We start from the raw sequence: 21,732 nt of genomic DNA on the forward strand, positions 1-21,732 counted from the left end.
ATATTTATCAATATGTTAAACAGTTTTTTAGTAGTACCCATCATTCTTGAAGAAATAGGTTTAAAAGTAAAGGAAATAAATGAAGAGCAAAATAATAAAAAAATAATATTTTGTGAAGGTCAAATATTTAATAACCCTTATATTCAAGTGTTATGGAAAAGATCACTAATAGGGGTAGAGGGAAATGCTGTAATAGTACAGCCTGCGTTTATAGAGGAAATTAACTCAATAATAGATAAAGAAAATTTTTCTGTCAAATCTGTGATGGAAGTAACTAAATTAAAAGAAAAAAGAAGAATAAAAAAAACTGTAAAAGTAGGTAATATAAGGGAAGGAAAAGATGTTGAAATAAAAAATATTTTTGAATTTGATAAATTTGTAATCTCTAATAAGGAAAATAAAGAACCATTTTTAAACCCCGAGAAAAATTTAAATTACGCACAACAGATAATCCAAAAAAAACCTTTTGATTTTATTCTAAATCTTAGAAATTTCCCTAATACGGTAACTGTATTTCCTGACAAAATAAATAAAGGTTTAATAGGTGGTTTTTCAATTGAAATTGAAAATAAAAGTATCAAAGAAATAAAGTTTTATACAAATATTCTGTCTTTAATTTTTAATGATAAAGAGTCTGAGCCAGATTTTAATATTGAATTTATTAAGCGCCGTAAAAAAACAAGTTTTTTTGAAGGAATAGTTGAAGTTGTTAAAAACCCTGTGCAAACACTTACTAATGCTGTTTCTCAAGAAGTTAAGAATAAATCAGGAATAATAGTATTAGAATTCAATGAGCAAAGTAGGTTTAGAGCTAATTTAGCTATACTTGCTACTTATTTAAATACGACAATTGAGAAAGAAAAAGTTTTAAATGAATTTAAATCAATTATTGAAGAGCAAATAAGAATTTTACTTAATAGAGAAAAAGCTCAAACAGAAATAGGAGTAGATTATAATACTGAGGCTACTAATTCCATTATTATTAGTAATATTAATAAATCCAGCCAATATTTTTATAATGATTTGATATACATATTAAATAATTTAAAAGAAATAAAAGTATGCAAGTTTAAAATTAATAATGAAAATAATTCAATAATACTTTACTTAAATATTTTTAATATTGAACACTTTAAGAAATTAATACCCACATATTATAAAGTAATTGAAGATTTTAATAAAAGAAAACAGGAAATTTTAAATTTTTTAGAAGAAAAAGAAGTAGAGGAAACTTTTGAAAATGAGGTTAAAGTTAAATATTTTAGTCCATGGATTGAAATCGATGACACAAAAATTAATCAAAAAGCTTTAAAAATATTAAAAGAGCAAAAATTAATTGAATACCCAGCGCATGGTGGTATACGCATTTCATATGATAAGTTGAATGATTTTGATATTGAAACTGCTAAAAAAATATTCTCGCTTAATAAATTAGTTAAAAGATTTTTTATTGAATGGCTAGAAGAAAATAATATTGTACCTTTGAAAAAATATAATTTTGATAATGTGATCATATGTAAATTAAATGATCCAAATACTCAAAAAAATATTTTAAATGAAATAAGTTATTATAAATTTGCAAATAATTCAAAACAAGAAGTGTTAGATATAAGGTTTTTTGAAGAAAATAATAATACTTTTTGTAGCATAAAAATAATCAACCCTAATGCTGTATCACTTTTAAAATTTAAGACTGTAGATAATAACTTTTTTCATCAATTTATCAAAGATACAGAAAAATTATCAGAAGAGGAAACAATAGGGTCTAGAATAGAATCTTTTTTAATAACTTCAAATCAACATAGAGATTTAATATTTGCTCTTTCACGAAAATATATAGGTTATAATGTTAAAGAATTAAGTCCAAATATGAAGAAGGCTATTGAGCTAGAACTTCAGTTAAGGAAAGAAGAAAAAAAGGCTTATAGTAAAGGCTTTTATAAAATTATTCGTAAAATTACAAAATCAATGACTGCTAAGAATTTATATACTCAAGGAGAGTTAAGAGCTTTAGTTTCAAAACTTAATATATTTCTAGAACAAACTGAGTATTTATCTATACGAACATATGATTTAATTATGTATCTAAAAATATATTTACTTAATCGAATTTTACCCTTTGTAAAAGATGGGATCCAAATTAGTCAGGTACATAAAGGAAAAAAAGATGAAAGTTTGAATTTACTTATCTCAAACTCAGGGAAAATTAATACTTATAAACCTAACTTAAATCAATTTAATGAAGCGCCTTCTCCTGAAAGTTTAAATAACTGGAAAGAAATTATGAAAGGTATTGAAGTAGTTGATATTGAAATTGAGATACCAGTAGAAATGATAGAGCAATATGATATTTCTAATGATATTGAAATTATGAGCAATCCTAATCAAGTATTTTGTGAAGCAAGAACGATGCTTGATAAAATAAGACAAGGAATTAAAGAAAGAGGCGAAGCTAAATGTCAAAATGCAAAAGAAATTCCTTGATATTAAAGTTGCTATAGCTAACAAGATATTCAATTATTAGTGCAAGCGGTAATGTAATTAAACTAGTAATTATAAGTTTCTTTTTTATTTGAGGATCAATTGGTGCGCTACCAGCAAAATGCTCGTCGTTACTATGTTTTACTTTAACTCCAAACGGTAAAACCATAAAAAGAATGAGGAACCAAGTCATCACATAAGTTGAGATAAAATTAAATATTTTAGTAATAAATTCAGCAACTTCTATTGGCATATGTTTTCTAAATCTTATAAAGGTTGTTATTATTAAGAAATGATACTATAATTCACCCAAACTTAACAAATATATTTTATAAAAAATATGAATAAACCAGAAATAGTAACCTTTGGTTGTCGTTTAAATGCATATGAAAGCGAAGTAATTAAAGAAGGCTTGGAAGGAAAGCTTGATGAAAAAGTTATTATATTTAATACATGTGCAGTAACTAAAGAGGCTGAAAGACAAGCTCAGCAAGCAATTAGAAAATTTCGTCGAGAAAACCCCGAGCATAAAATAATAGTTACAGGTTGTGCAGCGCAGGTTAATCCAAAAAAATATGCTTCAATGAATGAAGTAGATTTAGTACTTGGTAATGAAGAAAAATTAAAAACCGATTCTTATTTCTCCCTTCCCGAAGATAAAACTCTTGTAAATGACATTATGTCAATTAAGGAAACGGCTTCACATTTAATTCAAAGTTTTGATGGAAGAGCAAGAAGTTTTATTCAAGTCCAAAATGGTTGTGATCATAGATGTACTTATTGCATGATTCCATTTGGAAGAGGTAATAGTAGAAGTGTACCAATTGGAGAAATTGTTAATCAAATCAGACAATTAGTGGTAAATGGTTTTAAAGAAATAGTATTAACAGGTGTAGATATAACCTCATATGGACCTGATTTACCTGGTACTCCGACACTTGGTCAAATGATTAAAAGAGTGCTTACGCTTGTTCCTGAATTACCAAGATTAAGATTATCTTCAATTGATGTAGCAGAAATAGATGAAGATTTATTTCATTTAATTTGTTATGAGCCAAGATTTATGCCTCATATCCATATTAGCCTTCAAGCAGGTGATAATTTAATTTTAAAAAGAATGAAAAGAAGGCATACCAGAGAACAAGTTATAGAATTTTGTAATAAGGTAAGAAAAATTAGGCCAGAAATTATATTTGGAGCTGATTTAATTGCAGGTTTTCCAACAGAAACAGATGAAATGTTTGAAAATACATTAAACCTTGTTCATGAAGCTAACTTAACACATTTACATGTTTTTCCATATTCCGAAAGAGAAGGGACTCCAGCCGCTAAAATGCCTCAATTACCAAAAAAAGTAAGGAAAGAAAGAGCTAAATTATTAAGAGAAGCAGGGGAAAAGGAATTAGCAAAAATACTACCTCACTATATCGGTCAAAAAATGCAAATTTTAGTTGAGTCAAATGAGCAAGCTAAAACTGAAAATTTTTTATCAGTCATGTTGCCGAAAACTTATCCGTCTGGTACATTACTCGAAGCAGAGATTTTATCAATTAAAAACAATATGTTAGTTGCAGTATAATGCAGGATAATGAACGAAAAGAAAGCTGGTTTTCAAAGATAAAATTAGGCTTAAATAAAACCTCAAAGAATCTCGGAAATCAAATTGCATCTATATTTAGTCGCAATAAAATTTCTGAAGAAACCATTGAAGAATTGGAAGAAGCTTTAATAATGGCTGATTTAGGAGTTAAAACTTCTTCATACATTATTGAAGAATTAAAAAAGAATAAACTAGGAAAAGAAAACTCGCTAGAAACTATAAAAGAATCTTTATTAAACATTATAAAAAATATCCTAGATCCATATACAAAACCAATCACTTTAACAAGTTCACCACATGTAATTTTAATATGTGGAGTAAATGGTAATGGTAAAACCACAACTATTGGCAAATTATCGCATTGGTTTAAACAACAAAATAAAAAAGTTTTACTTGCAGCGTGTGATACATTTAGAGCTGCGGCATCCAGTCAATTAGAAAGGTGGGCTGAAAAAACAAATGTTAATATTGTAATAGGTGAAGAAAATCAAGATCCTGCAAGTGTTGCATTTAATGCTTTTAGTAAAGCAAAAAATGAAAACTACGATGTTCTTTTAATAGATACAGCAGGTAGGCTTCATAATAAAAATAATCTAATGGAAGAACTAAGTAAAATTATTAGAGTAATAAAAAAAATTGATGAAAAATCTCCAGAGGATATAATTTTAATATTAGACGCAACAACAGGTCAAAACGCTTTTAACCAGGTGAAGATATTTAATGAGATAACTAATCTTACAGGTCTAATTGTAACTAAGCTCGATGGCACTGCCAAGGGAGGTGTTGTAGTGGGTTTAGTAAAAGAATTTTCCTTACCAATTTTTGCAATTGGAGTAGGTGAGGGAATAGATGACCTTCAACCTTTTACTTCTACCGATTTTGCTAAAAATCTAATTTTAAACGAAACTGAGTAAAAATACATGGCTACTTTAATTATCCTTGTCGCTTCAATTTCTCTGCTTTTATTACTTGCAGGTTTTTTTTCTGCCGCGGAAACTGCTATTACTGCCTCCTCTCAAGCTAAAATGCATCAATTAAAACAATCTGGTAATAAAAGAGCTGGAATTGTAATGAACTTAAGGAATGATAAAGAGAGGCTAATAGGAGCAATATTGCTTGCAAATAATACACTTAATGTTCTTGCCTCCTCGATTGTAGCAACATACATGGTAAAAGTTTTTGGGGAAGAAGGTGTAATTTATGCTACTTTTATGATGACAATATTAATATTCGTATTTGCTGAAGTATTACCAAAAATATATGCTTTTGAAAATCCAGAAAAAGTTTCATTAGCAATTGCACCAACAATTTTATTTCTAGTTAAAGTTTGTTCGCCAATTACGGTAACAATAAGAATTATTGGTGAAGCTTTAATGAAATTTTTTAATTTAAAAAATAAAGATAGTTTAGTTTCAGGAAGTGAAGCAATAAGAGGGGCGATAGAATTATCAAGACATGAAGGTAGCATGGTTAAATCAGAAAGAGATATGCTAGGTGGCGTGCTTGATTTAAGCGATGTAACTGTTGAACAAATAATGGTTCATAGGTCAGAAATAAAGAAAATTAATATAGATGATCCTATTAGTAAAATAGTTGCTGAGGCATTAGATTTTCCTCATTCACGAATACCGTTATGGCAAAAAGAACCCGATAATATAGTTGGAATTTTACATATTAAAAGCTTATTAAAAGCTATTAACGACAATAAAGATGATATTAACAAGGTAAATATAAAAGATTTATTAGTTGACCCTTGGTTTGTGCCTAACACAACCCTTTTACGTGATCAATTATATCATTTTAGAAAACAAAGAAAGCACTTTGCACTAGTTATTGATGAATATGGTGTTTTAATGGGCCTTGTTACTTTAGAGGATATTTTAGAAGAAATTGTAGGCCAAATTGATGATGAGCATGATGTAGCAAAAGATACTATTTCAAAAATTTCTGATAATGAATACATAGTTAATGGTTCAGAGACTATAAGAGATATAAATAGAGATCTAGAATTAAATTTACCTGAGGATGTTGCAAATACTATTGCAGGATTGTTAATGTTTGAACTTCAGGAAGTTCCTAAAGAAGGTGAAATTATAAATCTTTATGGAATAACCTTTCAAGTGCTAAAGAAAAATCAAAATCAAATTACAAAAGTTAGAATTAATATCAAAAATAGAATCAATAATGAAGAAATAGAGTAAAATTTATTTAGTCGTGTGGTAAAAGATATTAATTATGAAAAGAGAGATACCAAAATTACCACAACCACCTGAATTGAATAAAAATATTATTAAATTGCTATCAAAATTATGTTTTAAAAACACACCTATTTTAAACCCACAAAAAATTGATACGCTTTTTATATTTGGAAGTACTCGTTCTCTTGATAATGCTTGTGATTTGGTAATAGAACTAATTGAAAAATATAAACCTAAAAAATTAATTCTTACAGGGGGCATGCCATTATACGAAGATTCTATAAAAATACCAAAGCCTGAGCCAGAAATCTTTTATGATCTAATCAAAAATCAAAAATGAAATTAAAAAATACAATTTAAAAATTTATTTAGAAAATACCTCAAATAATAGTATTGAGAATGTTAAAAATTCTATAAATTTTATTAGAGAAGATGAGATTATAAGTATAATTACCAAAAACTTTGTAGTGGGAAGACATTATTTAACTTTTAAAAAATATTTTCCTAAAACTACATTATTTTATGAAACATACGAACCTAGTTATTTAAATGATAATAGTACATATACTATTAAAAAAGAAAATTGGTTTTTATTTCCTTTTTCAATTCAGAGAATATGGGGTGAATTTTTACGAATTAAAATGTATGGTAATAAAGGTGATATTGAGTTTGAAGAAGTAAGAAATCTTGTTCAAGAAATTGAGAGACAAATCAAATAGTATTAAATTTTATAATTTAATTACTCTTGTTTACCTGTTAATAAAACGTTAGAATATATTAAATAAATAAAATATAGGCTAAAAATGTTTGCTAGGCTTACAGGTAAAAGCGAAATTCTAAATAATGAAAGCTTAATAATAGATGTTAGTGGTGTTGGTTATTTAATTGGTTGTTCTGAAAGAACAATTAGTAAAATTGATAATGAAAATATTTCCCTTCACATTGAAACTGTAGTTAGAGAAGATCAGATTAGTTTATATGGTTTCATAGATAAATTTGAGCATGATTGGTTTAAATTGCTTGTAACTGTAAAAGGTATCGGTCCAAAACTTGCACTTACTATTATTGGTCATGCAAATTTAGGTAAGCTTGCAAATGATATTATTACCGCCGATAAAGCATCACTTAGCAAAATCAGTGGTGTTGGCCCAAGAACGGCAGAAAGAATTATTGTAGAATTAAAAGATAAAGTTTTAAAATTATCTTCTGTAGAGATTCAAGAATTTGCTAAACAGAAGAAGGATTTTCCAGAAATTGATGACTCAATTTCTGCATTAATAGCTTTAGGATATAATAAAATGGATGCTACTAAAGTTGTTAATAAAGTAGCGGCTAATCAAAATAATCTTTCGGTAAGAGAATTAGTAAGATTAAGTTTAAAGGAATTAGGTAAGTGAAAAAAGAAGGAATTATATCTTCTCAAATAAACGAAGACGAAGGTGTGGTTGATAAAGCTTTAAGGCCAACGACATTAAAAGAATTTGTTGGACAAGCTCATATTAAAGATAACCTAAGTATATTTATTAATGCAGCTAAATCTAGAGATGAAGCTTTAGATCATGTAATTTTATATGGTCCTCCTGGACTTGGTAAAACAACTATTGCACAAATTATTGCGAATGAACTTAATGTAAATATTAAAATTACATCGGGAGCAATAATTGCTAAAGCTGGAGACTTGGCAGCAATACTTACAAATCTTGAGAAAGGTGATGTATTATTTATTGATGAAATCCATAGATTAAATACGCACGTAGAAGAAATTTTATATCCAGCAATGGAAGATTTTACTTTAGATATTTTAATAGGTGAAGGTGCATCAGCTAAATCCGTACAAATTGATCTTCCACCTTTTACATTAATTGGTGCAACTACTAGAATTGGCTTACTTAGTAATCCACTTAGAGATAGATTCGGTATTCCACTAAAACTTAATTTTTATAATCATGATGAATTAAAACTTATCATCGAAAGATCAGCTAAGCTTCTTAAGCTTAATTTAAAAGAAGATGGAGCAATGATGATAGCTAAGCGCTCAAGAGGTACTCCACGAATTGCTTTAAGATTATTAAGAAGAATAAGAGATTTTGCTCATCACTATGATGCAAAAGGTGTTATTGATTCAACCTTGGCTTCCAATGCATTAGATAAACTTGAAGTAGATAATATTGGTCTTGATAGTCATGATAGAAAATATTTACAAATTTTAATAAATCAATTTGATGGTGGGCCTGTTGGAATTGAGTCAATGGCAGCCGCTATGTTTGAACAAAGAGATTCAATTGAAGAAACAATAGAGCCATTTTTAATTCAACAGGGATTTGTCAATCGAACTTCACGTGGAAGAATGGCGACTCAACTTTCTTATCAACATTTAGGGATTAAATTTCCAGAAACTGTAGAAAAAGCTCAAGTTGAGCTTTTTGATAATGAATAAGTAACTTTAAATATTAATTTTAATTCACTGTAAAACAATTAAAAATTTTACTTCAACGTTAAGTAGCTTGCGTTTTTATACTTTATATTGTATTTACTAACTAAATATTTATAAATTTTTTAAGCGTATAAAAAACTTGGTGGAAGAGTATGAATTTTGATTTAATTGTATTTTGTCTTTTCTTAATCATTAACCTATTTATTGGATTAATTTTAAGTAAAGGTATTAAAAATATAAAAGAATATGCTCTTGGAAGCAGAAACTTTTCAACAAGTACACTTGCTGCTACAATTGTTGCCACCTGGATTGGGGGTAGTAGCTTTGCCTTAACTGCACTTGAAACTTATAGACAAGGTTATTATTTTGCAATCCCTGGTATTGCAGATGGGATCTCATTTTTTATTATCGCTTATTTATATGCTCCCCGCATGCGGGAATTTTTAGGTAATTTATCTGTAGCTGAAGCAATGGGTAATTTATGGGGACCTTTAGTCAGGCTTATTACTGCAATTTCTGCTATTATTCCAGCAATAGGAAATGTGGCAATTCAATTTTCAATTTTAACTGTATTATTAAATTACTTACTTGGTATTTCTAGTTCATATGCAATGATAATTAGTAGTTTAATAATTATCATATATTCTACTTTTGGAGGGATTAAAGCTGTAACTTTTACAGATATGATCCAATTCTTTACATTCGGTGTAGTTATACCAATGACTGCTTACTTAATATGGAAATCTTTCAGTAATTTCGAAGCGATAGAAACAGTTTTTACACAAAACCCATTATTCGATTATAAGCAAGTTTTTGACCATAATAATCCGAAATTTTTAAATACAATATTTCTATTCCTATTCTTTTTGATACCAGGCCTTGACCCGGCAATTTTTCAAAGAATTTCGATGGCAAAAAATACAATACAAGTTACGAAATCATTTTCAATTTCAGGTATAATAATTACCTTTTGGATGTATGGAATATTATATTTAGTAGGAGTATTATTGCTTGCAAATGGAGTTGAAGATTTAAATCCAGACAATGTTGTAAAACATATATTAGATAATTATGTTCACACAGGATTAAAAGGCATATTTGTAGTAGGAATTATGGCTATGGTAATGTCTACTGCAGATTCTTATATAAATTGCTCAGCAGTTTTATTTGCAAATGATATATTAAAAGCTTTAGGGATAAAATTAGAAGAAAAACGTGAGCTTTTATTTGTTCGTATATCTGCCTTAATAATAGGTGTAGGTGCTTTATTAATAAGCTTATTTTCTAAAGGTATCCTTGATATGATACTTGGAACTTATAGCTTTTTTATGCCAATTGTTTCAGTGCCTTTAATTCTTGCGATATTTGGTTTTAGAAGTAGCAAAACTTCTGTTTTAATAGGAATGGCAGCAGGATTTATAACAGTAGTTTTATTTAAATTATTTAGCGACATAGATAGTTTAATGCCAGGTATGGTTGCAAATTTAATTTTATATTTTTTAAGTCATTTTCTATTTAAACAAGAAGGGGGATGGGTTGGGATTAAAGACCAAACCTCGTTAGATGAAATAAGAAAGCTACGCAAAAGAAAAATTAATTTGATTCTCCAATCAACTAAGAATTTTAAAATAATTAAGTTTTTTGCTATCCCTAAGGAAGATAAAACATACGTTTATTTTGGGTTATTTTGTCTTGTCTCAGTTTTTTCTACTTTTTATACATTACCTAGTGATATTTATGGGCATAATGAAGCAGTAGTAAATTTTCTTTATTATTCAATATTGATAATTTCTACTTCATTTATTACTTATCCACTTTGGTTAAAAAAACTTACTAATAGAACTTATATTTCTATATTTTGGAATTTTTCAATTTTTTACTGCCTCATTTTTACCAGTAGTTTATTTGCAATTATAAGTAAATTTAATCAATTGCAATTAACAGTTTTAATGGCAAATATAATAACTGCTGCAATTCTACTACGTTGGCAGGTAGCTATAATAATGATATTTACCGGAATATTCCTAAGTTTAAAATCTTATACATGGTATTTAAAAGTTGATTCAATAAATGATTTGGGAAGTAGTTTAGAATTTAAAACTATTTATTTGTTAATTTTACTTAGTAGTATTCTTATAGCTTTTCTTAAACCTAAGCAAGATTCGCATGAATTATCGGAAGCTAGAAATGAACATCTAGCTACTCAAATTAAATATCGTGAAAATGAATTAGAGAAATTATTAAATTTAAAAAACGAGTTTATAAATAATATAAATCACGAAGTACGTACTCCATTAGTAGGTATAACTAGCATTGGAGAAAGTTTATGGGAAAATTACGATAATTTAACTGAAGAACAACGTAGGAATGCTACTAAGAAAATTGCGAGTAGTTCAAAGCGCTTAATAACTTTAATGAATAATATATTAGATTTATCTAACTTAAATAGCGAAAAATATGAGCTAAAATTTAAATTAAGCAATTTAAGTCAAATTTTAATTAATAGCATTGAAGAATGCAAAAAATTATATTTAAAGGATAAAGAATTAGAATTTATTACTGAAATTGAGAAGGATATAGAACTATATATTGATGAATATTATATTAAACAAACTTTTGATAATTTAATAATTAATGCAATTAATTATTCTGATAACGGTAGAATATTTATTAAATTAAAGAAAATTGAGTTAGGAATCAAATTTAGTATTGAAGATGAAGGAATAGGTATTCCAAAAGAAGAAGTAATAGATATTTTTGAGCCATTTAGAGTAAGCTCACGAACTAAAACAATGGCAGGTGGAAGAGGTATTGGGCTTGCTTTATGTAAAAAAGTTATTGAAGTTCATAAAGGAAAAATTTGGGCAGAAAGTAACGGTAATAAAGGTTCGATCTTTATATTTACTATACCTTTGTGAAAAGTAAAAAAAGAGTTATTTTCCTTTCCATTCATAGCAATCGAAATTGCCCAACACATCAAACCCTAATTTTTTATAGATATTAGCGCTAATTTCACTTGAAGCTGAAAGGTAGAAATATTTCATATTATTTTCTTTGGCAAAGTTTAGCCTATATAGAACCATATCTTTAGCAAAACCTTTGCCTCTATATTGGGGTATAGTAATTAAATCAAATGCTCCAGCGTAATCTTGATTAAAAAATAAAGTGCCAATAGTAACAGGGATGTTATTATAATATCCAATGAAGAAGTGATAGTTGTTATCATTTAATATATTTGAGTTTAATAATTTATCGAAAAAATAACCCGCTTTTTCATCATATGGTTTAATAATTGATGCAAAATCTTCTAACTCTCTAAAATTATTCACTCGTGTAATTTTAAGTTCACTTTTAGATTGGTGAATATGATTTAAATTTTCTAATGAATTACACAAAATATATTCCGGTGATTCTTTTATAAAACCTTTTTTTACTAATTCTTCCCTAAGCTTTAGGGATTTATTTGAAGGCCCTAACCACCATGCAAAAGGTTGCTCATTAAAACTATTTATTATTTCATTAATTTTATTATTTAGAATGCCTTCAGAAAAATTAGTATTGCATACAATATTAAACATTGAAGTGGCAAGGTTAGAATTTACAATAGTAACATCAGTTTGTTTAATAACTTTAAGTTTTATTGCATTTGGTAAATAACATAATTTTTCATAAACGCTCTTTTCGAGGTTTTCTAATAAAGTATTCATATTACATTCTGCTTTAAATCAAAATAACTTTACATTTAGATTTTTTCTTCATTTTTACTAAAAAGGTCGTCTAAAAATTTTTGCTCATTTTTATCTTCTTTTTCAAGTTTTCTTTTAGCCTTGCGTTCACTTACTACGTCATATTTTTTTATTTCTGAGAATAATTCAAAAATTTCTGCTTTTACTTCTTCAATTTTCTGTTCGGTAGAAGTGATCTGAGTTTTTATAAGCGATTGTCTATGATTGTTATGAGATAAAAAATTTGTAAAAGAGCTACTTACTAAAGGGTTACTTAAGCAAGCTTCTTTTTCCTTTTCAAGCTCATCTTTTAAAGCCTGGAGGGAGCTTTCTAACTTAGTAAGATAAGTATTTAATTCGTTTAAAGTTTTAGATTTTTTATCAAGCTGTTTCTGTAGCAGCTTTGTTATCAACTTTATTCCCTTTGTCACTATCAGCCTTTCTAAATTCATTCATAAGAATAATAACATTACTTCCTATAATAAATAAAGCGCCAATAATTACCATTTGTTTTGGAATTTCGCCATTGAATAAGAAATCCATTAAAATAACCCAAACAAAGTAAGTATAATCGTAAGGAGCTAAAGTTAAACCTTTTGTAAGTTTTAAAGCTATAGCAAAAGAATATTGTGCAAGAGCCGCGAGTAAGCCGATCAATAAGAAAATACCCCAATGTTCAATTGGTACTACTTTCCAATTATTTACGATGAAAGGTAAAGTTACTATCATAAGGAAAAGGTTAGGATAAAGTACAATTCCTAATGAATTATCGTAAAATGAAAGTTTTCTAATAATAATTTTATTTACAGCAGCAAAGAAAGCTCCTGCAAGCGTTACAAGTGCACCAAGTTTTAATATATTTGCCCCTGGTTCGTATGCAATTACTACGCCAATAGTACCAAGTACTAAAGCTGCAATGTGATAGTTTTTAATTTTTTCTTTTAAGAAAATAACAGATAAAATTACAAAAAATAATGCAGAAGTATAGCTAAGCGCAGAAGCTTCAGCTAAAGGAATTAATTTAAATGCAAGCATGAACGCATAAGTGCGTGCGCATCCAATAGCAGAATTTATTAAATGAGCCCACGGTCTATTTGTTTTTAAAGGCTCAAACGATTTATAAAAAACTAAGGATGCTAATATTAAAGGAACAATTCGTGTAAGTGCGCGTAAAAAAGTAGTTTGCTCTACTCCGTAATTATAACCTTTTAACATTAATCTTATAAGTGCATCAGAAAATGCATATAAGAATAAAGAAAAGATAACTAATACAATACCTTTAAGTGAGTTAGAACTTAAAACTCTATTAATAAAATTTTTTGTCATTTTACACGAATTAAATAAAAATAAAAATGGTGGCTAGACCCAGAATCGAACTGGGGACACAAGGATTTTCAGTCCTTTGCTCTACCAACTGAGCTATCTAGCCATATAATTGTGTTTAGGTATTTATTAAAATATATTATTATTGCCAAATCTTTTATTAAAGTTGTCAACTGCTTGACCTTTTGCTACTTCTTTCTTTCCGCCTAATACTTGTTTAATTGTTTTTTCACAATGAATAGTATCGCTTTTTGAATAAGTGCTTTTAGCAATAAGAAACTCGCCATCTGGCATAACAAATTTTACGTCGTATAATTTTGGATGTATATCTTTCTGTGCCATAATATTATATCGTTTAAAATGGGGTTATAATTAATTCAACCTTTTATATACATAGTAAAATTATTCTTTGCAACACCTTTTTACAGATTTGTATTAAAATTATATTAAATTGCACTCATGAAATAACCTAAAAGTTACTGATATTTGATACAATTGTTACTTGTCAAAATAGAAAAAATATGTTTTTCTTTAAGCAAAATACTATAGAGAACTTAAATGTCTGAAAATCAAGGAAAAGAAACTACTAGAAGAGATTTTATGGTTTTAACAGCTTCAGCTGTGGCCGGTGTTGGTGCAGCTTGTGTTGCTTGGCCGTTACTCGATACGCTTAACCCTTCTGCAGAAGTTCTAGCTTTAGCTTCAACTGAAGTAAATCTAGCAAATGTAAAAGAAGGGCAGAGTATTACTATAATGTGGCGTGGTAAACCTGTTTTTGTGCGCAATAGAACTCAAGATGAAATTAAATTAGCTAGAGAAACAGATCTTACATCGCTACCGGATCCACAAAAAGATGAAGAAAGAGTTAAAGCAGGCCATGATCAATGGTTGGTATTAGTAGGTGTATGTACTCATTTAGGTTGTGTACCATTAGGTGAGCAGGGTGACTATAAAGGATGGTTCTGCCCATGTCATGGTTCGCACTATGATACTTCAGGAAGAATTAGAAAGGGCCCAGCGCCAACTAATTTAGTTATACCACCATATGAATTTATTAGTGATACAGTTATAAGAATTGGGTAATTTATGGAAAAAAAGAGTTCAGATAAACAATCTATATGTGAATGGATTGAATATCGTTTGCCGGTAGGTGAATTTTTAAAACATTTGGCAGAATATAGAACACCAAAAAATTTAAGTTATTTTTGGAGTTTTGGATCTTTAGCTGGAATAGCTTTAGTTATCCAGATAATTACCGGAATTATTCTTGCAATGCATTATACACCACATGTGCAACATGCCTTTGATAGTGTAGAAAATATAATGCGTAACGTAAATTATGGATGGTTAATCCGCTATACTCATGCAGTTGGCGCTTCTATGTTTTTCGTAGTTGTATATTGTCATATTGCACGTGGTTTATATTACGGTTCATATAAAAGCCCACGTGAGTTAGTTTGGTTTATAGGAATAATTATATTTTTAGTAATGATGGCAACAGCTTTCATGGGTTATGTATTACCATGGGGGCAAATGAGCTTTTGGGGTGCAACCGTTATAACTAATTTATTCTCAGCTATCCCAGTAGTAGGGGATGCTATAGTAACTTGGTTATGGGGTGGCTTTTCTGTTGATAATCCAACTCTTAATAGGTTCTTTGCTTTACACTATCTTTTACCTTTTATTATAGTTGGAATAGTAATAGTTCATATTCTTGCTTTACATAAACATGGTTCAAGTAATCCTACAGGTATAGAAGTAAAATCAGAAAATGAAACCATACCATTTCATCCATACTACACAATTAAAGATTTTGTAGGATTTGGTTTTTTCTTTTTAGTTTTTGCTTACTTTTTATTCTATCATCCTAATACTTTAGGACATCCTGATAATTATACGCCAGCAAACCCAATGGTTACACCACCACATATTGTACCGGAGTGGTATTTCCTACCGTTTTATGCAATTTTACGTGCAATACCAAGTAAACTTGGCGGAGTAATAGCAATGTTTGCTTCAATATTAGTAATGTTTGCATTGCCATGGCTCGATAAATCACCAGTTAAAAGTGGTGCGTTTAGACCTAAATTTAAAATATTCTACTGGTTGTTTATTATTGACGTACTAGCATTAGGTTATATAGGTGGTAAACCTCCTGAAGAACCATTTATAACAATAGGTAGAATTTGTACTTTGTATTACTTTGCATATTTCTTTGTTGTATTACCTTTACTAAGTAAATATGAAAAAACAAAGCCATTACCTGATTCTATAAACAGTTATTATAACCAGAAAAAGTAGGAATTATGCCTAAGTTATTAGTTACTATTATCGCTTTATGTTTAACTCTCCATTCTTCCTTTGCTGCTGAAGATGCAAAACATCCGGTAGAGCAAAAATGGAATTTTGATGGATATTTTGGAACATTTGATCGCCAATCTATTCAAAGAGGTTTTCAGGTTTATAAGGAAGTCTGTGCTGCATGTCATGGCCTTAAAAGAGTTGCTTATAGAAATTTACAAGAAATTGGATTTAGTGAAGCAGAAATTAAAGCAATAGCAGCAGGTTACACAGTTGTAGATGGCCCAAACGATGATGGTGAAATGTTTGAACGTCCTGGCATTCCATCAGATAAATTTGTTTCTCCATTTAAAAATGAGAAAGCAGCACGTGCAGCTAATAATGGTGCTTATCCGCCAGATCTTTCTTTAATTATAAAAGCTAGGGAAAATGGTGCGAATTACGTCTATTCAATTTTAACAGGATATAATGAACCAGTACCTCAAGGGTTTTCATTAGGCACAGGGCAATATTATAATCCATACATGCCTGGTGGTAGAATTGCAATGGCACCGCCGCTTGCAGATGGACAAGTACAATTTATGGATGGTACAGAAGCCACAGTGCATCAAATGTCTAAAGACGTTGTAAATTTTTTACAATGGGCAGCTGAACCTGAAATGGAAAAAAGAAAATATATGGGTATTAAAGCATTTATATATTTAACAATTTTTACGGTTATTTTTATTATTGCTAAAAGAAGAGTTTGGGCTAATCTTAAGCATTAATTGTTAATAGATTATTAATAATGTTTTTTTGCATTGATTGACTTTAAACGTTAAAAAGTTTAATGTTATATATATATTTTCGAAAGAGCTTAATTTACGAGTTAAACAATGGATATTTTCTTTTTTGCATTAGTCGCTGCGTTTATCGCATATAGGTATTATTATTTATTAGGTAAAAAAGATGATACAACCGATGATTTAGAATCAAGAAAAAATGATTTAGCAAAAGAATTTAAATTTTTTGATTTCACAACAGGAGAGCCAGAACAAGCTCAAACCTTAAAAGTAATTGAACCTGTTTCAACTTCAAGTAATTCTACTATTGTAGAAACAATGAATAAAATTAATCAAATTTATCCTAATTTTACTGAAAGCTATTTTATTAATGGTGCTAAAAAATTATTTGAACTTATTCTGAAATCATACGTAGAAGGTGATTTGAACGCAGTTAAACAACTTATTTCTACAAGCCTTACAAATAAACTTCAAAATGAAATTAATAGAAGAAATTTGTTTGAAGAAAGGTTAGAAATAAGCCTTGTTGCAATTGATAGCATTGAAATAATGGATGCCTCAATTGATAATAATGTAGCTTTTATAACTTTAAAAATTTTAAGTGAACAAATAATCAATCATTATGATAAGAATGGTGATTTAACTTCTGGAAACCCTACTCTTACAGAGCAGATAGAAGATATTTGGAAGTTTTCAAAAGATTTATCTGCACAAGGCCCTGAATGGGTATTAGAAGATATTTCTTAATTAAAAATAAGTTGGACTATTTATAATTCTTTTCTTAAATATAGGTTAGCCATATTGCCTTCATTTTTATAACCTAAAGATTTATAGAATTCATGTAATTTATCTTTATACGTCTAAGCCATGAGTAAGGTCTATATTAACAGGACTAATCTTTTCTAATTAAATTTTTCATTCATTGATAATCCTTTAGAAATAAAGGTAATTTATTAAAGTGATAATAGTTTATCAAAAATAATTTTAGCACTTTCCTTTGGCGATAAATTGCTTGTATCTAAATTAAAGCAATTAGGGTGATCTGGCATAAAAACTTGGTTGTTATCAAAATTTTTAAAAGCAGCTTCCTTATTATATGATTTATAATATTTAGCGCGTTCAGGCGAAATAATCCTATTAGCAAGAATTTCTCTGTCACATAGAAGTCTAACAGGTAAAAACGCGCTTTTACGTTTTGATGCAATTTTCATTACTTTATTATAAGCAATTAGATCTTTTTTACCTCCTTCTATAAGATCATTTGTAAAAATGAAATTAAAACTTTCAGGTGAAAACTTTAAAATACTATCAAGTACAATATTTCTAACCTTCCAAACTTTTTGCCACACTTCTTCAGGAATGGGGGTTATTCCATCTAATTGAATAGTAGTAAAAATGGGGTTATTTATTAAATGATTATCGATCAGCCTAAAATTAGCTAATTTTATTAGCTCTTTAGCAATGGTAAGTTTACCAGTACCTGCAAATCCTATTAAATAAATAATAGAATTAGAAATATTCACGAAAGCTTACCTTTTAGATAATTTTACAACTACAGTTTTTGAAAGGAAATCATGCAAAGCTCTTTTACGAAGTTCAAGGTTTGCAATGAACAAAGGAATTAGAAATAATGATATAGTAAATATATAAGAAAAATTTCTAATTATAAATTGTTTTAAGCTAGGTCTAGTGTAATCAGTAGAATCGACTATATACATTCTTAATAAATATTTTGCAGGCGATGTTTTAAATTTATTGTTAAACCAACTAAGAAAAATAATTGAAACTATAAATAAAGCTAGCTGAGTAACAATTTGATACATAAAGAAAAACTTAAAAAAGCCTAGCTCAATCATAGTTTCATCAGTTAAAGCTTTTGATAAAGCTACAATAGGTGAGTTAGTTTCATGCATGTAACCACTAATTATTTGATTAGCTTCTGCAAAATGTTTAGTTTTTGAATTGAAGACAACCGTTATAATGGAAAGTATCGGATAGCATAATAGCATTAGTATAGCACAATCACCGCACGCTGCTGCAATTCTATTAGTAATTGAGGGATAAGAAACTTTTTTGCCATCTATTTCTTGAGGAAAAACCAGTAATCTTGGATCAACTTTATTCTTTTTAAATAAATTTAATAATGACATTAAGCAGGTCTCTTTTTAGTTTTTTTACGATTAGGGTCTAACTTAAGAGGAGTGGCTTCATTGAATACACAAACTATATCATTACCATTTCTCAAAGTAAATTGACTTGCAACACGTTCAACTACAACATATTTACCTGCAACTCTGTAATTAACTAACCCCTCTTTACCAAGTGAATCAACTAAGAAAATTGCAGGAATTTCAGCGTTTTTATCTCTAAATTCAAAATATGTAAATTCACCATCATCGAAAATTTTAATTGGAGAAATTCCATCAACGCCACTAATAGTATAATTAAAGTTAAGTTTTTCTGGATGAGAAAGATCAGGCCCCTGTGATGAGCTAGCAAAGTTTTGAAGATTATTAGTAAAGCCTTCATCAGGGTAAATAAATTTAACATTAAACACCATTTCCGGGTCATTTATATCTTCAGCTTCTTTGGCATGTAACTCGAAATGATATACTCTTTTATTAGTAATTAATGTCATGTTAGTTGTAGCTTCAGGTTCAATTGGTTTAAGGAATAACCTTTTACCAGCTGGAACAATTTGCCAAGCAACCGAATCACCCATAGAAATACTTTCAATGGTTTCTGAATCATCAAACTCTACACTTGCTTGGTAACCATAAAAGCCCATTAATTTAAATACATCTTCTGGGTTATATACGATTACTCTAAGTCTACTATCAATTAATGTAGGCTTCGGTTCTCTAAGTGCACTCGCTTCAAATGCTATAAATATACTTAAGAAAAATACTAATAAAATCTTTATCATAGTTTAACTCTGATTGTTGTTATATAATTTATATTCTCTTACCTGAAAAATCAAAGGTTTTTGATTATTTAAAACTTCTTCAATATCTGTAAGCATAAAACTGATTAAAATTTGTTTATGTACCTTATTAATTTGCTCTAATCCCTTTTTAATAGTCAATACATCAAAATCTACAATGGCTTCTTCAGCATTATTAAATTGGTTGACTAAAAACTGTATATTTATTTTGTCGACTTTCAATATTGTATGTTTTTGATATAAATTAATAGGGCTATTGTAATTTGCTATTTGTATATTTTTATAAAAATTATTAACTACAGACCTAGTAGAGCTGTTTCTAATATAATAAATTTGATTATCTAATTGGTCATAATCATATGATTCATACTTTTTTATATAAAATTTAATCAAATAATCAGCGACAGCGAGTTGTGAAGATATTGGGTGATCAAGAGATATTAACCTAGAATTTTGATTAACAGTGTCTTTAATCCGCGATACAAATATATAAGTATCATCTTTTGAAGAAACGTTAGTTAATATAGAATAGGCAATCATCGCTAAAAAAGCGTACATTAATAAGAAAAGTGTAATAAGAGGTTTTTGAGTAACTGGATAAATATATTTAAAATTATACCATTCGTAAGCATCTTTAAAATACTCACGTGATTCTATTGAGTTAACTATTGACCTATTTATATCTGACATTTATTATCACCAGCCATTTATTAAAATTTTAACTAAAAAACATAAATTTAGCAATACCGAATTTTAAATAAAAGAGTTTTCATATAAAAAAATCTTGATTTTTTTCCAAAATTTTATAGTCTAGCTCCAATTAGCCGCCATAGCTCAGTGGTAGAGCACTTCATTGGTAATGAAGAGGTCGAAGGTTCGATTCTTTCTGGCGGCACCATCAAATTCTTAGTAATCTATTTTTGTAACCATTAAAAATAATATAACGCACCAGCCAAAAAAGCTTAATAAAAAAAGACGTTTTGAAGGCTTATATAGTGAATATCCTGCAATAAATAAATTAATTATAGCAAGTATTAAAGCTTGGCTAATCCAAACTTCATCTAATCCAAATCCGGCAATATGCATTAAATAAAAACCAGTAAAGAATGTTACTAATGCTAATACAAGAACAGGTTTTAAGAAAAAATTAACTTCTTTTGTAAAATTTTTATAATGAAAAAAAATAAACCCATTTCCACCTATGAGTAAAGAAGCTGATAAAATATGGAGGTATTTAATAATATTATATAACATCGGTCATTTTCTCATAAATCTGTTTAACTAATTCTTTTGGGTTTGTTATACCGTATGAGATACATTCCCGTCCAGCGTTAACCATATTATCAGAAGGATTTTTTGGTACAACTTTAAATCCGGCTTTATCTAATTCTTTTAACACATTTAATGCTTGTTTTTCATAATCAGCTACAAAAAACAATCCTCTATCAGCATTAGATATTGCATGTTTTATGATTGAAAGTAATTCATTATTCTTAAGAAAAAACATTAGTTGTTCTCAGGTTCTAAAGGAAATTTAGGTTTCCTATATTTATTTTTTTGTTTAATTTGTTTAGCTTTACGATTAGCAATTTTAAGAGTTTTTTTAGCTTCAGGCGAAAGCTTATGATAAATTTCTCTTTTTGTTTCATTTAATTTATTTATCTCTTCGCGATATTTAAATAACTCTTCTTTAATTTTTGGGTCAATATTTTCAATAACATTATTAATTTCATTTTTAATAGAAATTTTATCTTGCGCAAAACTTATTAGAGGAAAAATTAAAAATCCTATCAATATGTTAAATTTAAATTTTTTCATACTACTTTTCCTAAAAAGTTAATTTTTCAATATTTTATTACAATATTATTGCTAATTAAATCAATAGTTTATATTATAAAAATAATCAAAAGTTTAAAATAATAAATTTCAACATATTGGTTATAT

The 21,732-nt window shown here is 28.4% G+C and carries 25 protein-coding genes and 2 tRNA genes; 14 read left to right on the plus strand and 13 right to left on the minus strand.

Features of this window, described 5'->3' with window-relative positions; translation table 11 throughout:
• Positions 1–12: 12 nt before the first annotated feature.
• Positions 13–2,484, plus strand: coding sequence for a hypothetical protein (locus J0H68_06695; protein MBN8828378.1), 2,472 nt, complete (start codon positions 13–15; stop codon positions 2,482–2,484).
• On the opposite strand, the gene J0H68_06700 is transcribed toward J0H68_06695, so the two are convergent.
• Positions 2,453–2,734: a DUF1467 family protein gene (locus tag J0H68_06700; protein MBN8828379.1), complete on the minus strand. Its 282-nt coding sequence runs from the start codon at positions 2,732–2,734 to the stop codon at positions 2,453–2,455. The two genes, J0H68_06695 and J0H68_06700, sit on opposite strands and share 32 nt — an antisense overlap.
• Before the next feature lie 87 nt (positions 2,735–2,821).
• Here J0H68_06700 and mtaB point away from each other — a divergent pair, with 87 nt between their 5' ends.
• The 8 genes from mtaB (at position 2,822) to J0H68_06740 (ending at position 11,631) form a co-directional block, all read left to right on the plus strand.
• Positions 2,822–4,060 (plus strand): tRNA (N(6)-L-threonylcarbamoyladenosine(37)-C(2))-methylthiotransferase MtaB, encoded by a 1,239-nt coding sequence (mtaB, locus tag J0H68_06705; protein ID MBN8828380.1) that lies wholly within the window; start codon positions 2,822–2,824, stop codon positions 4,058–4,060.
• A complete protein-coding gene (ftsY, locus tag J0H68_06710) occupies positions 4,060–4,995 on the plus strand; it encodes a signal recognition particle-docking protein FtsY (protein MBN8828381.1) in 936 nt (311 codons plus the stop codon). Before mtaB ends, ftsY begins: the two co-directional genes overlap by 1 nt.
• Positions 4,996–5,001: 6 nt before the next feature.
• On the plus strand, positions 5,002–6,282 hold the full coding sequence (locus J0H68_06715; protein ID MBN8828382.1) for a DUF21 domain-containing protein: 1,281 nt from the start codon (positions 5,002–5,004) through the stop codon (positions 6,280–6,282).
• 34 nt (positions 6,283–6,316) lie between these two features.
• The gene (locus tag J0H68_06720) at positions 6,317–6,619 is read left to right on the plus strand and encodes a hypothetical protein (protein MBN8828383.1); all 303 of its coding nucleotides are present in this window, start codon (positions 6,317–6,319) and stop codon (positions 6,617–6,619) included.
• Positions 6,620–6,746: 127 nt separating this feature from the next.
• Complete coding sequence (locus J0H68_06725; GenBank protein ID MBN8828384.1) at positions 6,747–6,998, plus strand: hypothetical protein; 252 nt, start codon at positions 6,747–6,749, stop codon at positions 6,996–6,998.
• 84 nt (positions 6,999–7,082) lie between these two features.
• On the plus strand, positions 7,083–7,676 hold the full coding sequence (gene ruvA / locus J0H68_06730; GenBank protein ID MBN8828385.1) for a Holliday junction branch migration protein RuvA: 594 nt from the start codon (positions 7,083–7,085) through the stop codon (positions 7,674–7,676).
• Complete coding sequence (gene ruvB, locus J0H68_06735; GenBank protein MBN8828386.1) at positions 7,673–8,716, plus strand: Holliday junction branch migration DNA helicase RuvB; 1,044 nt, start codon at positions 7,673–7,675, stop codon at positions 8,714–8,716. The genes ruvA and ruvB overlap by 4 nt, the downstream gene beginning before the upstream one ends.
• A gap of 149 nt (positions 8,717–8,865) precedes the next feature.
• Positions 8,866–11,631 (plus strand): alkaline phosphatase, encoded by a 2,766-nt coding sequence (locus J0H68_06740; protein ID MBN8828387.1) that lies wholly within the window; start codon positions 8,866–8,868, stop codon positions 11,629–11,631.
• 15 nt (positions 11,632–11,646) lie between these two features.
• Here the strand turns inward: J0H68_06740 and J0H68_06745 are convergent, their stop codons facing one another.
• The 5 genes from J0H68_06745 to J0H68_06765 form a co-directional block, all read right to left on the minus strand.
• A complete protein-coding gene (locus J0H68_06745) occupies positions 11,647–12,420 on the minus strand; it encodes a GNAT family N-acetyltransferase (GenBank protein MBN8828388.1) in 774 nt (257 codons plus the stop codon).
• 35 nt (positions 12,421–12,455) lie between these two features.
• Positions 12,456–12,851 carry a flagellar FliJ family protein gene (locus tag J0H68_06750; protein MBN8828389.1) on the minus strand — a complete coding sequence of 132 codons (396 nt, stop codon included), beginning with the start codon at positions 12,849–12,851 and terminating at the stop codon, positions 12,456–12,458.
• On the minus strand, positions 12,820–13,764 hold the full coding sequence (locus J0H68_06755; GenBank protein MBN8828390.1) for a DMT family transporter: 945 nt from the start codon (positions 13,762–13,764) through the stop codon (positions 12,820–12,822). The genes J0H68_06750 and J0H68_06755 overlap by 32 nt, the downstream gene beginning before the upstream one ends.
• 27 nt (positions 13,765–13,791) lie before the next feature.
• Positions 13,792–13,867: transfer RNA gene (locus J0H68_06760), tRNA-Phe, on the minus strand.
• Between the two features lie 23 nt (positions 13,868–13,890).
• The gene (locus tag J0H68_06765) at positions 13,891–14,103 is read right to left on the minus strand and encodes a 50S ribosomal protein L31 (protein ID MBN8828391.1); all 213 of its coding nucleotides are present in this window, start codon (positions 14,101–14,103) and stop codon (positions 13,891–13,893) included.
• 216 nt (positions 14,104–14,319) lie between these two features.
• On the opposite strand from J0H68_06765, the gene petA reads away from it, so the two are divergent.
• The 4 genes from petA (at position 14,320) to J0H68_06785 (ending at position 17,591) form a co-directional block, all read left to right on the plus strand.
• The gene (gene petA, locus J0H68_06770; protein ID MBN8828392.1) at positions 14,320–14,844 is read left to right on the plus strand and encodes a ubiquinol-cytochrome c reductase iron-sulfur subunit; all 525 of its coding nucleotides are present in this window, start codon (positions 14,320–14,322) and stop codon (positions 14,842–14,844) included.
• A gap of 3 nt (positions 14,845–14,847) precedes the next feature.
• Entirely contained in the window at positions 14,848–16,062 is a 1,215-nt protein-coding gene (locus tag J0H68_06775; GenBank protein ID MBN8828393.1) for a cytochrome b N-terminal domain-containing protein, read from the plus strand.
• Positions 16,063–16,064: 2 nt separating this feature from the next.
• Complete coding sequence (locus J0H68_06780) at positions 16,065–16,829, plus strand: cytochrome c1 (GenBank protein ID MBN8828394.1); 765 nt, start codon at positions 16,065–16,067, stop codon at positions 16,827–16,829.
• 108 nt (positions 16,830–16,937) lie between these two features.
• Entirely contained in the window at positions 16,938–17,591 is a 654-nt protein-coding gene (locus tag J0H68_06785) for a Tim44/TimA family putative adaptor protein (protein ID MBN8828395.1), read from the plus strand.
• A gap of 206 nt (positions 17,592–17,797) precedes the next feature.
• On the opposite strand, the gene J0H68_06790 is transcribed toward J0H68_06785, so the two are convergent.
• The 4 genes from J0H68_06790 to J0H68_06805 are packed head-to-tail and all read right to left on the minus strand — an operon-like array spanning position 17,798 to position 20,478.
• Positions 17,798–18,367, minus strand: coding sequence for a hypothetical protein (locus tag J0H68_06790; protein MBN8828396.1), 570 nt, complete (start codon positions 18,365–18,367; stop codon positions 17,798–17,800).
• A 6-nt stretch (positions 18,368–18,373) separates the two neighbouring features.
• Positions 18,374–18,994, minus strand: a complete 621-nt coding sequence (locus tag J0H68_06795) for an RDD family protein (GenBank protein MBN8828397.1) — start codon at positions 18,992–18,994, stop codon at positions 18,374–18,376.
• On the minus strand, positions 18,994–19,770 hold the full coding sequence (virB9, locus tag J0H68_06800; protein ID MBN8828398.1) for a P-type conjugative transfer protein VirB9: 777 nt from the start codon (positions 19,768–19,770) through the stop codon (positions 18,994–18,996). The genes J0H68_06795 and virB9 overlap by 1 nt, the downstream gene beginning before the upstream one ends.
• Before the next feature lie 3 nt (positions 19,771–19,773).
• Positions 19,774–20,478, minus strand: a complete 705-nt coding sequence (locus tag J0H68_06805; GenBank protein MBN8828399.1) for a hypothetical protein — start codon at positions 20,476–20,478, stop codon at positions 19,774–19,776.
• 133 nt (positions 20,479–20,611) lie between these two features.
• Between J0H68_06805 and J0H68_06810 the strand changes: the two genes are divergently transcribed.
• A tRNA-Thr gene (locus J0H68_06810) sits at positions 20,612–20,686 on the plus strand.
• Between the two features lie 8 nt (positions 20,687–20,694).
• Here the strand turns inward: J0H68_06810 and J0H68_06815 are convergent.
• From J0H68_06815 to J0H68_06825, 3 genes are read right to left on the minus strand one after another with little or no spacing between them, the layout of a single operon-like run.
• Complete coding sequence (locus J0H68_06815; protein ID MBN8828400.1) at positions 20,695–21,042, minus strand: hypothetical protein; 348 nt, start codon at positions 21,040–21,042, stop codon at positions 20,695–20,697.
• Positions 21,032–21,295, minus strand: coding sequence for a hypothetical protein (locus J0H68_06820; protein MBN8828401.1), 264 nt, complete (start codon positions 21,293–21,295; stop codon positions 21,032–21,034). The genes J0H68_06815 and J0H68_06820 overlap by 11 nt, the downstream gene beginning before the upstream one ends.
• A complete protein-coding gene (locus tag J0H68_06825) occupies positions 21,295–21,606 on the minus strand; it encodes a hypothetical protein (GenBank protein MBN8828402.1) in 312 nt (103 codons plus the stop codon). Before J0H68_06825 ends, J0H68_06820 begins: the two co-directional genes overlap by 1 nt.
• Positions 21,607–21,732: the final 126 nt, after the last annotated feature.

This window comes from Sphingobacteriia bacterium (genome assembly GCA_017304685.1).
GTDB lineage: Bacteria > Pseudomonadota > Alphaproteobacteria > Rickettsiales > 33-17 > JAFKLR01.

Excerpts from the sequence above, each read along its gene's own strand:
- J0H68_06695 (MBN8828378.1), top strand. The coding sequence starts at position 13 with ATGTTAAACAGTTTTTTAGTAGTACCCATCATTCTTGAAGAAATAGGT.
- J0H68_06700 (MBN8828379.1), bottom strand. The coding sequence starts at position 2,734 with ATGCCAATAGAAGTTGCTGAATTTATTACTAAAATATTTAATTTTATC.
- mtaB (MBN8828380.1), top strand. The coding sequence starts at position 2,822 with ATGAATAAACCAGAAATAGTAACCTTTGGTTGTCGTTTAAATGCATAT.
- ftsY (MBN8828381.1), top strand. The coding sequence starts at position 4,060 with ATGCAGGATAATGAACGAAAAGAAAGCTGGTTTTCAAAGATAAAATTA.
- J0H68_06715 (MBN8828382.1), top strand. The coding sequence starts at position 5,002 with ATGGCTACTTTAATTATCCTTGTCGCTTCAATTTCTCTGCTTTTATTA.
- J0H68_06720 (MBN8828383.1), top strand. The coding sequence starts at position 6,317 with ATGAAAAGAGAGATACCAAAATTACCACAACCACCTGAATTGAATAAA.
- ruvA (MBN8828385.1), top strand. The coding sequence starts at position 7,083 with ATGTTTGCTAGGCTTACAGGTAAAAGCGAAATTCTAAATAATGAAAGC.
- J0H68_06740 (MBN8828387.1), top strand. The coding sequence starts at position 8,866 with ATGAATTTTGATTTAATTGTATTTTGTCTTTTCTTAATCATTAACCTA.
- J0H68_06745 (MBN8828388.1), bottom strand. The coding sequence starts at position 12,420 with ATGAATACTTTATTAGAAAACCTCGAAAAGAGCGTTTATGAAAAATTA.
- J0H68_06755 (MBN8828390.1), bottom strand. The coding sequence starts at position 13,764 with ATGACAAAAAATTTTATTAATAGAGTTTTAAGTTCTAACTCACTTAAA.
- J0H68_06765 (MBN8828391.1), bottom strand. The coding sequence starts at position 14,103 with ATGGCACAGAAAGATATACATCCAAAATTATACGACGTAAAATTTGTT.
- petA (MBN8828392.1), top strand. The coding sequence starts at position 14,320 with ATGTCTGAAAATCAAGGAAAAGAAACTACTAGAAGAGATTTTATGGTT.
- J0H68_06775 (MBN8828393.1), top strand. The coding sequence starts at position 14,848 with ATGGAAAAAAAGAGTTCAGATAAACAATCTATATGTGAATGGATTGAA.
- J0H68_06785 (MBN8828395.1), top strand. The coding sequence starts at position 16,938 with ATGGATATTTTCTTTTTTGCATTAGTCGCTGCGTTTATCGCATATAGG.
- J0H68_06795 (MBN8828397.1), bottom strand. The coding sequence starts at position 18,994 with ATGTCATTATTAAATTTATTTAAAAAGAATAAAGTTGATCCAAGATTA.
- virB9 (MBN8828398.1), bottom strand. The coding sequence starts at position 19,770 with ATGATAAAGATTTTATTAGTATTTTTCTTAAGTATATTTATAGCATTT.
- J0H68_06805 (MBN8828399.1), bottom strand. The coding sequence starts at position 20,478 with ATGTCAGATATAAATAGGTCAATAGTTAACTCAATAGAATCACGTGAG.
- J0H68_06815 (MBN8828400.1), bottom strand. The coding sequence starts at position 21,042 with ATGTTATATAATATTATTAAATACCTCCATATTTTATCAGCTTCTTTA.
- J0H68_06820 (MBN8828401.1), bottom strand. The coding sequence starts at position 21,295 with ATGTTTTTTCTTAAGAATAATGAATTACTTTCAATCATAAAACATGCA.
- J0H68_06825 (MBN8828402.1), bottom strand. The coding sequence starts at position 21,606 with ATGAAAAAATTTAAATTTAACATATTGATAGGATTTTTAATTTTTCCT.